The sequence below is a fragment of the Pseudomonas sp. MH10 genome (assembly GCF_034353045.1).
Classification (GTDB): domain Bacteria; phylum Pseudomonadota; class Gammaproteobacteria; order Pseudomonadales; family Pseudomonadaceae; genus Aquipseudomonas.
The window spans coordinates 1,719,653-1,735,389 of record NZ_CP133783.1 but is presented as its reverse complement, the minus strand read 5'-3'; the positions used below and the strand labels follow the sequence as shown (position 1 = coordinate 1,735,389).

Sequence of the window (15,737 nt, the reverse complement as noted above, 5' to 3'; positions counted from 1 at the left end):
CTGCTTGTGGCTGCCGATGTGTCTGGAGTGTGTCGATGGATTCCTTGTGGTTCGCTTATCCGCTGGCGAGCGCTTCGCTGTTTTTAGTGATCGATATGATTGTTTGGCAGTGGGTCGATCCTCGTTTTATGCGCCGCAAGATGGTGGTGCGGCTGGTGCTTTTTCTGTTGTTCAGTGTCGCTCTCTTGAACGGTGGTCTGAGTCCGTTATTTCCGGTCCCTGAGGGCTTCACCCCGGCTCGCCATACCGTGGCGACCTTGCTGGCGATCACGTGGTGGCTGTTCGGCGCGCGAGCCTTGACCTCGTTGGCGGTGGTGGTGTTGGAGCCGCGTATCGGCGGCAAAGGGCATCTGCTTCAGGATTTGATGGGCGCCATTATTTTTCTGGTTGCGACCGTTGCGGCGGCGGCTTACGTGCTGGATTTGCCGGTCAAAGGCCTGCTCGCCACGTCCGGCGCGGTGGCAATCATTCTGGGTCTGGCCGTTCAGAGTACGTTGGGCGATGTGTTCTCCGGCATTGTCCTCAACGCCACCAAACCGTTCCGCGTTGACGACGTGATCAGTGTCGATGACGTCGAAGGCAAGGTCATCGAAATTGACTGGCGCTCGACCTATTTGCTGACGTCCGCAGGCAGCATGGTGGTCATTCCTAACGCCATGGCGGCCAAGACGCGCATCGTCAACCTCAGCCGCCCAGGTCATTTTTATTCGGTGGTGCTGACCATTGAGCTGCCGGTACGCTTGCGCCCGAGTCTGGTGCTGGATTCTCTGGAAAAAGCCCTGCAAGGCTGTCGGGAGCTGCTGGCCAAGCCTAAAGGCGGTGCGGTGGTCAAGATATCTAGCCTGCGTAGCGTGGAATATGAGATCACGGGCTATGTTAAATCCAGAGATCGCCGCGATGCAGTGCGAAATCAGCTGTATGACTTGATCTACCGTCAGCTGAATGCCTCGGAAACCATTCGCCAAAACTGGAAACAGCCGCAGCCTGCAACCCGTCAGTTGGCTGCACTCAACAGCGTCAGTGCACTGCGCGGGCTCAGCGATGAAGACCGCGCCGAGCTTGAGCAGCACATGCGTCTGAGTTCGTTTCCGGCAGGGGCAATCATTCTTCCTCAAGGCGCAGTGCCCGAGTCGCTGCTGATCATTGAATCAGGGGTGGTATCGGTCGACATCGAACGTACCGAAGGCTGGTGCGAGCTGGGCCGTATGGGGCCGGGGGAGGTGATGGGCGAAAGCGGGATTATCGACCAGTCGGCATCGGCGGTGCGTTTTACCGCGCGAACTGATTGTTTGGTCTATCTCATTGACGCGAAAGACCTGGAACCTTGGCTGGATCAACACCCCGAGCTAAGGGGCGTATTGGTCGGCCTGGCGCGTTTGCGCGCGCAAGCCAGAGCGGCGATGTTGCAGCAGTACAAGCCGGTTGAAATTGCACCGGGCGGCTTCTTGCACTGGTTACGCAAAAACGTGAACCGAACCCAGCCGCCGCGCTAACGACCGTTTGGTCTGACCCGCCGCTCAGGGGCTGGTCAGACCGTCGTTTCAGTTGGCAGCCGCTGCCGTCAGGCTGTCGCGAGATAAGTAGCGCTCCAGCTCGGAAATACCGGTGGGCAGGTCCAGTGAGGCTCCGGCGTGGCGCATGCTTGAGCCCAGGGCGTGCAGGGTCCGAAACAGGTTATGCACTCGGCTTTGCTCACCCATCTGGCCGATACGCACGATGTTCAAGCCAAACGAGCCGGAAATTTCGACCCGGTGAACTGCCGTCATGTGGTCTCTGACGACATCCGCAGAAACCCCGTCTGGCACTTTGATGCCGATCACTGAATTGAGGCGTACTTCTTCGGGCACCAACAATTCGAGCCCCATCGCTTCCATGCCGGCTTGCAGTGCTTTGGAACACAGCTCATGGCGGCGGAAACGGCGCGGCAGGGTTTCTTCGCACACCAGATGCAGCGCTTCGTGCAGCGCCAGAATCCCGGAAACCGGAGCGGTGTAGTGGTACGAGCGCTTGTTCCAGAATTTATCAGCCAAGATTGCGTCCAGGCACCAATGAGCGATGGGTTGCTTACGCGCTTCGATGCGCTCCCATGCGTAATCGGAAAACGCCAGCAGCGAGACGCCGGGAATAGACGACAAGCCTTTTTGACCACCGGTGATTACTGCATCGACTTGCCATTCGTCCATGTCGAACGGCATCGTGCTCAGCGTACACACTGCATCGACAATCACCGCGCAATCGTAGGAATGCGCCAGCCGGGAGATGGTTTCCAGCTCGCGGTTATAAACCGTGTTTGAGGTTTCACCCTGAACGATGGTCAGCGTGCGGAAATCGCCCTGTTTCAGGTACTGCTCAACAATTTCAGGATTGGCCGCCTGGTTGTCCGGCACTTCCAACACGGTGACTACGCCGCCGACGCGGGTGGACATCTCGGCCATGCGTCGGCTGAAGTAGCCATTGGTGATCGACAGCACCTTGCTGCCCGGGGTGACCAAATTACAAATCGCCATCTCCATCGCTGCCGAGCCCGGTCCAGCTACGCCCAATACGTGCTTGGACGCCGTTTGGAACACGTAGGCGCCCATGTCCTTGACCTGATCAACGACCTGGTTCATGACGTCGCCCAGGTGATTGATGACGATCGAGTTGGCGTACGCGACTTTGTGCGGCAGCGGCACAGGTCCCGCACCCATCATCAGTAGGGGTTCCTGAGGCAGAATTTGGTCAAGCGCAATGATAGAAGACGGGATTTTAATGTTCATGACGTTCTTTATTGAGCGAAAAAATAGGGGCGCTACTCAGTCAGCGGAGCGCTGTTTCAGACGTGGCTGAGCATACTCCAACTGAGCCTTGCGTTCATGCCGCGCATGGCGTGGGAGCGGAACAGCCGGGCGATTTTGTGGTTAACTGCCTCATCGAAATCTGGGGGCAGTGATAAATCATGGATTTTCATCACACTCGACTACGCACCGATCAACCGACACTTCACCCACAACGGCTACAGGTCGGAGACGCCGTTGCACTGGTTTCGCCCGCTGGGCCTGTGCCTCAGGCCCGAGTGGAAGCGGCAGTCAAGGTGCTGACCAGTTGGGGGCTGCAGCCACGCGTTTACCCGCATGCGCTGGACAAGTATTCGTTTTACGCGGGCAGCGATGAGCAGCGTGCGACAGACCTTAACGACGCCTTGGCTGATCCCGAGATTCGCGCGGTGATCTGTAACCGTGGCGGTTATGGCGTGCAGCGCATTATCGAACATTTGGATTTCGACGCTGTTCGGCGTGATCCGAAGCTGGTGCTGGGTTTTTCCGACATCACCGCGCTGCATGCGGCCCTGTGGTGCAACGCACGCCTGGCGACGATTCATGGTCCGGTGGGGGCTCAGCTCGAACGGGGCGGTCTGACCAATAGCAGCGTCAAACACACGCTGATGACCGCCGAGCCGACGCTGATCAAGGCCGATCCGACAGAGGCCACAGTGGGCGTTCGCCGCCAAGGTATCGTCAATGGCCTTTTGCTGGGCGGCAATTTGAGCCTGCTGAGCACATCGGTGGGTACGCCGTTCATGCCCGATTTGAACGGCGCGATCCTGCTGATTGAAGACGTGGGTGAATCAGCCTACCGGGTTGATCGATTGCTCACGCATCTGCGCAATTGCGGCATCCTGCAACGGGTGGCGGGTATCGCGGTGGGGCAGTTCAGCGAACCACTGGGCGTATCGGGTCAAGTCACCTTGGTGGATGTGCTCCGCGAGCGATTGTGTGATCTTGGCGTTCCGGTACTGGGCGGGTTGTCCATCGGCCATGGCGATCCGAACATCGCGGTGCCGCTGGGAACCTACGCTACGCTCGATGCCGATACGGGTACCTTGTGGGTGGCGCCCGCCTGCTATTAAGCGTCTCTGCACAGACGTTCACGGTTTGGCCGACACCCAGCATTCTAAAAACGACGGACGGCTAGCTTTTTGCCATTATTCCGGCGCCAGAGGCTTGTGCTAGGGCGGTCCCGTTGAGAATCTGCACATGCATAGAATGGCTTGATCAATAGCCTGAGCACCTTTGACATTCAAATGGGAATTGAGCGCTATGATTTCGGCCGTGCAAGCACGATTTGCCAACCTCGGAATGGCCAAGAAGCTGGGAATTGGTTTTACGCTGGTCCTGTTGTTGACCGCCGTGGTCGCGGCTATCGGAGTTTGGTCGCTGCAGACCATCGACGTGCGTTTCGATGGCCTCAAGCAGATGTCCACGCTCAATAGCGGGCTGCTCAAGGTGCGTTTGCAAGAACAGGATTACGCCCTGCACGGCGACCCGAAAGTGGTCGAAAGCCTTCACGCCGGCATCGACGCCCTGCAAGCCTTGGCCGAGCAACTCAAAGGCCAATCGACTGCCAATCAGGCCATGATGGGTCAGGTACAAATTGGGCTCACGGCGTACCGCAAATCCTTTGATCAATTCGTCAGCATCAGTCAGAGCAAAGACCTGGCACTGGAAATGGCCAGTTGGTCGGTGTCCAGCGTAGCCAACAACCTCGATGTGCTGCAAAGCGGATTGGCGGATGACGGCGCCTATGCGCTGAAAGAGTCACAAGGCAAGGACGGTGCTCAATTCCTCGATCAGGCCAGTCAGGTCAGCCAGGTTTCGCGGTTAATGCTTCAAGCCATGGACGAGGCCCGTGTGCGCCTTGATCAAAGCCGCAAGCAAGGCTCAGGAGAACCGCCTAAAGAAGGCAAGATCGAACAGGCAGACCAGGCCTTGGCCTTGGCCGAACAGCTGAAAACCGTGGTCAAGGACTCGGGTTATCTGACCGTCCTTACAGAATGCGGCACACATATCGCGAACTTCACTGAAAAATTGAACGAGTACACCGGTCTGCTTGCCAACGAAGCACAAGTCAACGTGCAGCTCGCCGACAATGCCAAGCAGGTCGTACAGCGGGTTAATGAGGCCTATGCGGCTCAAGACCTAGCGATGCAGGCGCAACTTAAAACCAACTCCATTCAGATCATTGGCTCGTCGGGGCTGGCGATTTTGGTAGGCCTGATTGCGGCGTGGATCATTACGCGATTGATCGTAGCGCCGTTGCGCAGCGTGATTCGTGCCGCACAGCAAATTGCTTCAGGCGATCTGAGCGCGACGGTCGCGGTGAGTCGTCGTGATGAGATTGGTCAACTGATGCTCGCCATGCAGCAGATGGGCGCGAGTTTGAGCGGCATTGTCAGTGGTTTGCAGGCGGGAATTGAGCAATTGGCAACGTCTGCCCATTCACTGTCGGCGGTGACCGAGCAAACCAACATGGAGGTCAATAGCCAGCGCGAAGAGACCGAGCAGGTTGCCACGGCCATGAACCAGATGACCGCCACCGTGCACGATGTGGCGCGCAACGCCGAAGAGGCCGCGCTCGCCGCGCAAACCGCGGACGACAAGGTCGAAAGTGGCCAGAAGGTGGTTCGTCAAAGCATGCAGCGGATCGAGGCGTTGGCCACTTCTTCTACCTCCGCCAGTCAAAGCATCGAGAACCTCAGCGCGGAGATCCATAACATCGGCAAGGTGCTAGGGGTGATTAAAAGCGTGGCCGAGCAGACTAATTTGTTGGCGCTTAACGCTGCCATCGAAGCCGCCCGTGCCGGTGAACAGGGACGCGGTTTCGCCGTGGTCGCTGACGAGGTGCGCGCGCTGGCCAAGCGCACCCAACAATCCACCGAAGAAATCGAACGCTTGGTTGTCAGCTTGCAAAGCGGTGCGCAATCTTCCGTTGCGCAGATTCAGAGCAGCGGTGAATTGGTGAAGATGGCCGTCAGCGACGCACTGCAAACCGAAAGCGCACTGGGCAGCATCGCCGCAGCGGTGTCGTTGATACAGCAGATGAACCAGCAAATCGCCGCAGCAGCCGAGCAGCAAAGCTCAGTCGCCGAAGAGATCAATCGCAGCGTCACCAGCATTCGCGCCAGCGCTGACCAGTCGGCCATGGCCATGCAAGGCAACGCAGCTTCCAGTATTGAACTCGCGCAGTTGGGTGCCGAGCTTAAGGGGATGGTGGGGCATTTCCGGCTTTGATGGTCTATGCACTGTAGGAGGGTCCGCCACGTCTTCGACGCCGCGCTGTCGCGCAGCAAACTGGGTGGCACTTTGTGTGGTTTGAGGTTGCAGGGTGTCAGGACTGAAGCCTTCCCGAATAAATTCGGTCCCACGGTTTTTGGCGCTACACAGATTCTGTAGGAGCTGCCGAAGGCTGCGATAAGGTCCGAAGGACCTTCGCCAACACGTTGGCTCCTAAAGATTTCAGCCCTTGTGGCTGTTCAAAATGATCAACGTCAGCACCCCGGCAACAATCCCCCAGAACGCCGAGCCAACCGAGAACAGTGTCAGGCCTGATGCGGTGACCATAAAGGTGATCAGTGCAGCTTCACGCTCTTTGGGTTCGTTCATGGCGACGGTCAGGCCGTTGATGATCGAGCCGAACAACGCCAGCGCAGCAATCGACAGCACCAGTTCTTTGGGCAAAGCAGCGAACAAAGCGGCCAGTGTCGCGCCAAACACGCCAGCAATGCCGTAGAAAATTCCGCACCAGACCGCGGCGGTATAGCGTTTGTCGCGGTCTTCATGGGCGTGCGGGCCGGTGCAGATCGCCGCGCTGATCGCCGCCAAGTTGACCCCGTGAGAGCCAAACGGTGCCAACAACAGCGACGCAACGCCGGTCACCGAAATCAGTGGCGAGGCCGGTACCGTGTAGCCGTCGGCGCGCAACACGGCGATCCCAGGCATATTTTGCGATGTCATCGCCACCACAAATAGTGGGATGCCAATGCTAATAGTGGCCGCCAGCGAGAACGACGGCGTGGTCCAAATCGGCGTGGCTACTTCCAACGCGAACCCGCTGAAATCCAACAGGCCGAGCATGCCCGACACTGCGCTGCCGACGATCAACGCGGCGAGCACGGCATAGCGCGGCGACACACGTTTGATCAGCAAGTAGCAGAAAAACATGCTCAGCACCAAGCCTGTGCGATGCTGCGCCGCGACGAAGATTTCACTGCCTATCTTGAACAGAATCCCTGCCAGCAATGCCGCCGCCAGCGACGCGGGTATGCGCTTCACCAGACGCTCGAAACTGCCAGTGACACCGCACACAATCACCAGCACGGCGCAGGTGATGAATGCACCAATGGCCTCGCCGTAGGAGACGCCGCCCAGGCTCGTGATCAGCAGTGCCGCGCCCGGCGTCGACCAAGCCACCGTGATCGGCGTGCGGTAACGCAACGACAAGCCAATACTGCAAACAGCCATGCCAATGAATAGCGCCCAGATCCAGGATGAAATCTGCGCACTGGTCAAACCGGCCGCTTGGCCCGCTTGAAACATCAGCACTAATGAGCTGGTGCAGCCGGTCATCATCGCGATGAAGCCGGCGACTACAGCAGACGGCGAGCTGTCGGCAAACGGCCGCAGGCGAGCGGGGGTGGTGGCATCGGTCATACGGGTTTTCCTTAACATCGTCTGGTCATGCGTAAGCCTAAACCGTGTGGTTACCGTATGTTGCAATACAGCGAGCGGCACAATGAGCCGTACAGTCAATAAATCCGGCGACAGCGGCGTAATTGTAGTCAGCTGCTTGAAGCGGGCCGTCGCGATATACTCGCAGCCAGTTTGAATCACGTCATACGCTTGTGGTGTTCGCGTGTAATGGTGTTTATGAAAGGCACGTAGCGGGGAGAGGTCTATGTATACGGTTTATGGCGATTACAACTCAGGTAATTGCTACAAGATCAAATTGATGCTTAGCCTTTTGGGCATCGACTACCGCTGGGTGGCGGTGGACATTCTTGGCGGCGAAACAGAGACGCCGGCGTTTTTGGCGATGAATCCCAACGGCAAAATTCCGGTGCTGGAACTGGAAGACGGCACGTATTTGTGGGAATCCAACGCGATCCTGAATTTTCTTGCCGATGGCAGCCGATACCTGCCCAGTGAACCGCGCTTGCGCACTCAAGTGCTGCAATGGCAGTTTTTTGAACAGTACAGCCATGAACCGTATATCGCGGTCGCCCGGTTTATTCAGTTCTATCTGGGGCTGCCGCAAGAGCGCATGAAGGAATATCGCACCATGCAAAAAGCCGGTTATCGCGCGCTGGCGGTTATGGAACAACAACTCACCCGAACGCCGTTTCTGGTGGGCGATGCATTCTCCATCGCGGACATCGCGCTATATGCCTATACCCATGTTGCCCATCAAGGAGGCTTTGACCTTGAAACCTACCCAGCTATTCGCCATTGGCTTGTACGGGTTGCACAGCAGCCGGGTTATGTTGGGATGTTGGACTGATGCTGACATTTAAGGAGTATTCAGCAATGCGTTATTTGATAGCCGCTGTTATGACGTTGGGCATCGGCTGGGTGAACCTGCCAACCGCTATGGCGGACGACTGTGATGCCAATCAGGCAGCCATGAACGCCTGCGCCGACCGAGACTTAGCCAGTGCTGATGCTGATTTGAACCGGCAGTACCAGACGCAGATGGCGTATCTGACAACCCCAGCACGCAAACTGGCGCTGAAGAACGCGCAGATCAAGTGGATTGCTTTCCGCGACGCCGATTGCTTATACCAAGTCGGCAAGCCGGAGGACTCGGGGACCATCTGGCCACTGTTGCACGCGCAATGCATGGCTGCACTTACCCTGCAGCGGGTGGAGCAGTTGAAAGCGTATGTCTCCTGCCGAGAGGGTGGATGTCCTGATTGATTTGAGATGGGCGCCACCTGAATAACGCTAGAAGCTCAATCTGTGGGCCCGAATTAATTCATGCCCTGAGGTGGTCCGTCAACGCGTGGGAGACTGTGGGAGCAGGCTTGCCTGCGCAGAGGCCGGTAGTCACGCTGCTGATGTCGACCTTAAAACCGGGTCGCTTGCAATGACGCTTTCGTTGGCAAGCCAGCTCCCACAGAGACGTCGGCAGAAACGCAAGAGTAGGCATTGAACGTCTGATCGCAGCCTTCGGCTGTTACAGAAATTTATGTGTCGCCAGAATCCGTGGGACCGAATCATTCGGGAAGCGGTAGGTCTGGCAAACCGTGTGCGGTCAAACCGCCGCAAACCGCTGTTGCAAGTAGTCGATGATGACCTTGGATTCATACATCCAAACAGTCTGGCCGCTTTCTTCGATACGCAGGCAGGGCACTTTGATTTTGCCGCCTTCGTTCAGAAGCGTTTGACGATCCAGTTCGTTGTTTTTCGCGTCACGCAAGGCAACCGGCACGTTCAAACGGCGCAGGGTGCGGCGGGTTTTAACGCAAAACGGGCAGGCGTGGAATTGATACAGGGTCAGGTCTTGCGCGGATTGGTCGACAGACGCCTGAGCAGCGGGGGTGCGCTGTTTTTTACTCGGGCGGGTAATGAAGTCGATCAACAGTATGAGTTGGCCCAAGCCAACCCTTAAAGCCTTCATGAACACGATGATGCCTCGCGGTAAGGGGTAAAGCGGAGATGGCGCTGTTCAGGTGCAGACGATTTTAACCGTGCGGCACCTAAACGACAGATCACTTGATCAGACTGAGGAATTCGCTGCGCGTGGCCGCATTTTCGCGAAACTCACCCAGCATCACCGACGTGATCATGGATGAGTTCTGCTTCTCGACGCCGCGCATCATCATGCACATGTGCTTGGCTTCAATGACCACTGCCACGCCCAATGCACCGGTGACCTGCTGGATTGCTTCGGCAATCTGGCGGCTGAGGTTTTCCTGGATCTGCAACCGACGTGCGTACATATCAACGATGCGTGCGACTTTCGACAGGCCAAGCACTTTGCCGTTGGGAATATAGGCGACGTGGGCCTTGCCGATAAACGGCAGCAAATGGTGCTCACACAACGAATACAGCTCAATGTCTTTGACCAAGACCATTTCACTGGCGTCGGAGCTGAAAAGGGCACCATTGGTGACTTCTTCGAGGGTTTGTTCATACCCGCGGCACAGGTACTTCATAGCCTTGGCCGCACGCTTAGGCGTATCGATCAACCCTTCGCGAGAAACGTCCTCGCCCAGTTGACCCAAAATCGCGGTGTAATTCTGTTCCAGTGTCACAGGGCTGTGTTTCCGTGTGGGTTCAATAATGGGCGACATAGTAGCGTACGTAGGCAGGCAGGTGTATTCCTGCGACGTGTAAGCCGAGGCCCGGCGCCAAGGAACAGACATTAATTGCAGTCAATTCAGATCTTTACCGAACCTTTACAGTCGTCGCTCCATCATCCTGTCAGTTGCGCTGTCTGAATTATTAGGTAACAAATACCTGCCGTGAAGAGAGTGAGTGAGATGAGCCGATTCGTAAAAGTTATGATTGTTGTAGCGGTATTTTCATCCATGTCGGGCTGTTTCTTCGGACCTTGGCATGATGGTCACTGGCATGATCACCGGTATGCTGATGGCCGCCGTTACTGATGGTCAGCCGGGCCTGGTATTTCTCAGGCCCGTTTGAGCCATCACCGGAAGGCTGCGCCTAGAGGGATTAGTCGTCGCGGCCTTCACCCCGTTTCCGCTATCGTTGATGAGACTCCTATTCCATCCGTAAGTAGCTATCTAGGGTGATAGACCGTTTGGCGCGCGAGTTTTAAATCAGGAATATTATTAAAACGGTCATACGCTTTCATGAATGGATTTGTCCGGATGGAGCGAATCTGGTTGTCCAGACCGTCTGTCATAGTCATTAATTTCTGCGTATACATGTGATCGTAAGTCAATATTGTGTGTTTATAACCGATCACGTCTCGCTTTATTACGTTTGCCACTTCTTGCGCTGCCCCCGATCGGCCTCCCCAGCACGCGGCCAGGATGAGCGGTTTATCAGTGGGGTAGCTCATGGCCGTCAACTCGGGTGCGATATCGCGAACGGCCACTTTGGTGGCCGAGGTGTATTTCCCGCTAGCGCTCAACAGGTTTGCGAACGGTTCCCCATGAGTGGTATAGGCTGCAAAGCCCCGGCCCAGAAAATCTTGTTGAAACATCACATCGCCTCCCCCGGAACTGTCGAGCCGAATAGTCCGAGTCGTTCCGGGAGTACCTGCTGCTGCTATCTTTTGGGCGCCGCGTCCTACAAAGTTGGCATAGGCCTTGGGGAGCTTCGGTATGAATCCGGTTACCGTCGAAGCAATACCAGTGCCCATGGAGACCCACCCGAGAATGCTGGTTGCCTTTTGATCTCCGCCGGTAGCCTCCAGTGAGATCGCCGCGACGCCTGTCGTCAGTGAAATCACGCCGAGACCCGCCGACGCTATGGCGAAGGCTCCTCCCGCGGTGAGTGACGCCAAGCCGAGGGAAAACAGCCCTGCAATTGCTGGCGTAGCGGCTCCCAGCGATGCGACAGTTCCCGCAACGGCCAGTGCCAGCCCAATTCCGGCGATGACCCAAGTCAACCAGCCGTGCCCGTCGGGATCAATATTGTTCACGGGATCGCCACCGCAATAAGCGTATCCGTTCAAACCTCCGCGACCAAATGGGCTTTCGCTGTCAGGGCTTAAGAAACACATGAGAACGGGATCGTAGGGCCTGTAACTTCCGGGCATATACCATCCGGTAAACGCGTCCATTAGCTCACCCGCGAAGCCCATCCCATTTGTTGGTCGGTTCGCCTGACTCGCTCCGTGTGCTGTATAGCTAAACGTGCGTGACGTCTCATCGACTTCGAGGCAAATCGAACCTTGCGTATCGCCTCCCAGCAACATCACGTGAGCAGGGGCTATTCGCTCGTTGAGATCTGTCGCTGCATGCACAGCGTTACTCAGCCTACTGTGCGCAAACACAGCGGTTGCATTACCGACGTAGGTTACCCAACCGTCTTTGTCGTGTGTGTTAACTAACCGGTCGCCTTGGTAAAAGTGCCGTTGTGTTTCTCCGTCGAGCATACGGTCAGCTATCAGGCCCATGGGTGTGTAGCGGTAATGGCAGGCTCGGGATCCATCTATAACTGATATCAGACGGTTTTGTGCGTCCCAGACTAGGTCTCGTCCTTGACCATCCTTTAGCAGATTCCCGTGGGCGTCGTACTCCAGCTCCAACGACGACGGCCAGGACGGATGGGTATGGGTTACCCGTGTAACTTGAGTGGGGTCGCTGACGCTGTAAGTGAACGATGCCTCATCGAGTTGCCCGTTAGCGTACTCAGTGACAACCTTCTCGTTGCCGTCTAAAGCATTAAGGGTAAACGTTTGCCGCTGAAGGATATTGCCGTAAGGGTCAGTCGGGGCGTCAATTCCCGATGCAGTGTACTCAATGAGCCTACTGCGGGTGTCGTATTGATACGACTCCTCACGTAGCAACTGCTGACCGTTGCTCCATGTCCGGGTGGCCACCTGATCTTTTTCCGTATAGGTCATTTTCAGGTTGAATAGTTGTGGTCCCTTATCAGTGGCGATTGAGAAGGTTCGGGTGATTTCTCTACCAAATTCGTCATAGGAAAACGCCTGAGTTATTAATCTAGTGTGGCCAGAGTCTTCAGTCCGCGTACGGTATGGTCGGGAAAATCCATCATATTCGATACTCACTGTTACCGACTGACTGTTCAGTACGGTTGGGCGCCCAACGCTATCATATTCGATAGTATGTACCGCACCGGTTACATCTGTTGTACTTTGTAAACGGCCCTCTAAACTATAGCGAGACGAGGCCGTGTACTGATCTCCCTCAATGTTCCATGTTTTAACAATAGGCTTTCCTGATTTGGCGTAGGTGGTAGTTTGCTCGCCCAATCGTCCCGATGCCCGAATCATCTGAGCGTGCAGTAGATCGTAACTATAATCGGCTCTCTCTCCATTGCCACGGGTTCCGATGAGCTTGTTGTCCAGTAATGGTTCGTACAGGTACTGAAGTATGTGCCCGCGTGCAGTCGTTTCGGATTGCGGCGGTATCAACCCTGCTACATACAGAAATGTGGTCTGGCGGCCGAAAACGTTCAAGCTGCGCTGCCTTCCTGTCCCGTCGAATGTTTGCTGCCCCACGATGATAGGTGTTCCAACCGCAGGTGAGACCGTGACTGACTCCGGATGATCCCCGTCGCTATGGGCTGCATAGGTCCAGTCCACCACCGTCCCGTCTTGTAACTTTGTCTGGGTCACTCGGCCATACACGTCATAGCCAGTATGGATCTCAGTTGGCTGGTCTTCGCTTGGCACAATCAGGCGTTGTGCGATGACACGGTCCAGCCCGTCTCTTCGGTCCTCCTGTGTGCGCAATAATTGGCATTGCAGGTCGTACTGTTGGATGCGAATCGAGCTGCCTGCGATATTGTTTAGCGACACAGTAACTGCTGCCAGTTCACCGTCGCTGCCTTCCAGCCAAGCGCGGGTTTCCAGGCTGACTGGGTCGCTGAGCGTATGTTCGGTCACCCCATCTGGCCGGTGCGCAGCACTTTGTTTACCCCAACCGTTATAGGCATAACGAGTCGTCAGACTCAGGGGAAGTAGCTGATCGGGTAGCCAGTCTAAAGTAGTCACCTCTTGTACTTGGCCGATGGCATTGTACTGGTTGCGGGAAACTTCTCGAAAAGTCCCAGGCAGGTTATCGACGTCTTCGAGCTCTTTACGTATTACCCGTCCATCGCCGTCAAGGTACAGCCGCTCCCGTGCTCCATTCACATCGGTTTTTTCGACTGAAACCAAAGAGTCTCGCAGGCGTCCCGATAACTGAAAACGGCATGTTTCTATGGCTTCATACAGCGTGCCAGGTGTGATCGTTTTACGAACGACTCGTCCTAATGAGTCATGTTCATAGAGGGCCTGCACGCCATTCTGATTTTGCTCACGTTGGGTTAAACCTGTGAATGTAGAACGGACATTGCACTCGGTGACGGAGTTTTCGGCATTTCTTTCAAAGCCAGTGACCGTTGCCCAGACAGTCAGTTGATTGTCTTTGTTTTCATATCGGTACAGCGTGGTGGTGTCTAAGTTGTTCAAAGTCGTCACGGACGAAAGGGGACGGCCATGGTGTGCTCCGCCATCACGGACATAAGTTTGTGTCGTGCAGTCTATTAACTGCTGGCCCGATACAGTCAACTGTACAGTTTGTTCTTGTTGGATGACGATGTGGGCCTTGGAATCTGTTATTAGAGAGGGCAACAGTTCATAGCGATAAAGAGTCGCCAGCGTTGGTGCTTCATCAGCTGAGCCATCTTCAACTAGGGCAGGCCTCACAGTGTATTGCTTTAGCCAGCGCGAAAAACCATAGGGGTCGGCGGGGCAACCCTCTGCCCCTGCCGCTGGATAGTATTCCCGCTCTTCGACTACCCCGGTCGCGGCGCGAAAATATAAGACATTTCCAGTTTCATCATAGCGAGTTTCGGTCAGTTCAGTTCGACGGGCAGAAGGTGACTGTGTGGTGTCCTCATACTCGGTGGTGATTTCTGTGGGCAGTTGGCACCAAGGCTTCTGATCTGGCCAAGGAATCGACGGGTCTTCATCGTAGGCCGTAGTAGTCCTGACAATGCAACCCTGTCTAATGACGGTCTCTTCAGTTTGAAGGTGGAAGCGGTTCCATGTTCGCGAGATCGTGGTCAGTTCTTCGCCTGTTAAATCCGAAACGGTCTCAGTGACCCCATAGTTATAAGACTCCCCCAATTGGTAGAGGTTATCAGTGCCGTCGGTCCAGTCGATGGGGAGAGTGGAGCCGTATCCGAAGAGGTTGTTGGAGCCTGACCATTCGTAAGAAGTCAGGGTCCCCGGCTGCTCCTGCCCGGGACTATGAACCCATGACGCCACTCGAGGAAGTGACGCCAATGGTGCGCCAGCAGGTAGCTGATGACCATTAAGTCCGGTGGCGTAATAAATAGTGTCATGGCTGCCTAGTGGATTTTTGATGTCGCTAGGAAACAGCAAATAATCGTACTCGTCGTATATGAAATCCCAGCGGCTTTGGGCATCGTCTGAAAGAACAACAGCGTTCAGTTGGTTGTTGCCTACCAACAATTTGACGGTTGAAGACTGATCAGTTCCAGGATTGGCGACGAGGGTAACGTCATGGAGTACGAAATCATGTGTGATTTCCAGTAGAGTACGTGATTCGTCCCGCACAGCTAAAAGGTAAGCGACGTCGCGGGTAGGCAGCCAATCTATAAAAACGTGATGGCCCTCTTGGGAGCGAACGCTTACTAATAGAGCAACGCCCATCTCGCTCTGATATTCCAGGGTTTCGGTTTCGCCAGACTTGTATTCGATCCTGAAACTAATGCCTTTGTCACCTTGTGAAATAACACGGAAGCTCTCCAGTTTTTTATCAAAAAATACCAATTCTCCTTCGTCGTTGAAGTTAGAGTTTTTTAGGTCAAGGCTGTACTGGTCGCCCGTAGAAAGTCGTAATAAGCCAGTATTGAGATTTAACTCAGATAACGTAAGAGCCCAGCCCCGTCCAAAACCATTATTCTTGGCTGAACCCAAAGGACTAAATGCGAGATTCGGCGATACGGACGGTCCACACATTGCGTTTGCTTCGCCCATGGGTAGCGTCAGTGCAAGTGTAAATTGACCGGTTCGGGCATCGACTCCGGTTCGAATATGGTTGATAAAGTTGCTGGCCTGAGAGTAAAGCCCACTGCCATTTTGGAGGCGAGTTAAAGAGGGCCGTGTGTGATTGTATGTGGATCCCTCTTCCATGATCTACCTCCATGAGCGCAGGTTAGTCAACCGGGTTGTCACCCAATGAGATTGTATTACCATCACCGGAGTGATTGACCCAAATGATGCTCTCGTTGCCGAAGTTGTCGATA

General features: G+C 55.4%; 10 protein-coding genes and 1 pseudogene. 6 read left to right on the top strand and 5 right to left on the bottom strand.

Annotation, left to right across the window (positions count from 1 at the left end; translation table 11 throughout):
- Positions 1-35 precede the first annotated feature (35 nt).
- Positions 36-1,493, top strand: a complete 1,458-nt coding sequence (locus tag RHM59_RS07790) for a mechanosensitive ion channel family protein (RefSeq protein ID WP_322286336.1) — start codon at positions 36-38, stop codon at positions 1,491-1,493.
- Positions 1,494-1,541: 48 nt separating this feature from the next.
- Here the strand turns inward: RHM59_RS07790 and RHM59_RS07785 are convergent, their stop codons facing one another.
- Complete coding sequence (locus RHM59_RS07785) at positions 1,542-2,759, bottom strand: alanine--glyoxylate aminotransferase family protein (protein ID WP_322165044.1); 1,218 nt, start codon at positions 2,757-2,759, stop codon at positions 1,542-1,544.
- Between the two features lie 179 nt (positions 2,760-2,938).
- Here RHM59_RS07785 and RHM59_RS07780 point away from each other — a divergent pair, with 179 nt between their 5' ends.
- From RHM59_RS07780 to RHM59_RS25465, 3 genes and pseudogenes are all read left to right on the top strand, one after another.
- The gene (locus tag RHM59_RS07780) at positions 2,939-3,889 is read left to right on the top strand and encodes an LD-carboxypeptidase (protein WP_322286335.1); all 951 of its coding nucleotides are present in this window, start codon (positions 2,939-2,941) and stop codon (positions 3,887-3,889) included.
- Positions 3,890-4,079: 190 nt separating this feature from the next.
- Positions 4,080-5,144: pseudogene (locus RHM59_RS25470) on the top strand (HAMP domain-containing protein); the annotation flags it as partial.
- 24 nt (positions 5,145-5,168) lie between these two features.
- Entirely contained in the window at positions 5,169-6,050 is an 882-nt protein-coding gene (locus RHM59_RS25465) for a methyl-accepting chemotaxis protein (RefSeq protein ID WP_416194809.1), read from the top strand.
- Positions 6,051-6,275: 225 nt separating this feature from the next.
- On the opposite strand, the gene RHM59_RS07770 is transcribed toward RHM59_RS25465, so the two are convergent.
- Positions 6,276-7,469: a benzoate/H(+) symporter BenE family transporter gene (locus RHM59_RS07770; protein ID WP_322165041.1), complete on the bottom strand. Its 1,194-nt coding sequence runs from the start codon at positions 7,467-7,469 to the stop codon at positions 6,276-6,278.
- Positions 7,470-7,713: 244 nt separating this feature from the next.
- Here RHM59_RS07770 and RHM59_RS07765 point away from each other — a divergent pair, with 244 nt between their 5' ends.
- Both RHM59_RS07765 and RHM59_RS07760 read left to right on the top strand, forming a co-directional pair.
- Positions 7,714-8,316, top strand: coding sequence for a glutathione S-transferase family protein (locus tag RHM59_RS07765; protein WP_322165040.1), 603 nt, complete (start codon positions 7,714-7,716; stop codon positions 8,314-8,316).
- Between the two features lie 26 nt (positions 8,317-8,342).
- Positions 8,343-8,732 (top strand): lysozyme inhibitor LprI family protein, encoded by a 390-nt coding sequence (locus RHM59_RS07760; protein ID WP_322165039.1) that lies wholly within the window; start codon positions 8,343-8,345, stop codon positions 8,730-8,732.
- Between the two features lie 337 nt (positions 8,733-9,069).
- Here the strand turns inward: RHM59_RS07760 and RHM59_RS07755 are convergent, their stop codons facing one another.
- The 3 genes from RHM59_RS07755 to RHM59_RS07745 all read right to left on the bottom strand — a co-directional run bounded on the left by RHM59_RS07755 (position 9,070) and on the right by RHM59_RS07745 (position 15,624).
- On the bottom strand, positions 9,070-9,441 hold the full coding sequence (locus RHM59_RS07755) for a glutathione S-transferase N-terminal domain-containing protein (RefSeq protein ID WP_322165038.1): 372 nt from the start codon (positions 9,439-9,441) through the stop codon (positions 9,070-9,072).
- An 85-nt stretch (positions 9,442-9,526) separates the two neighbouring features.
- Positions 9,527-10,072: a GTP cyclohydrolase I FolE gene (gene folE, locus RHM59_RS07750; RefSeq protein WP_322165037.1), complete on the bottom strand. Its 546-nt coding sequence runs from the start codon at positions 10,070-10,072 to the stop codon at positions 9,527-9,529.
- A 488-nt stretch (positions 10,073-10,560) separates the two neighbouring features.
- Positions 10,561-15,624, bottom strand: a complete 5,064-nt coding sequence (locus RHM59_RS07745; protein WP_322286334.1) for an RHS repeat-associated core domain-containing protein — start codon at positions 15,622-15,624, stop codon at positions 10,561-10,563.
- Positions 15,625-15,737: the final 113 nt, after the last annotated feature.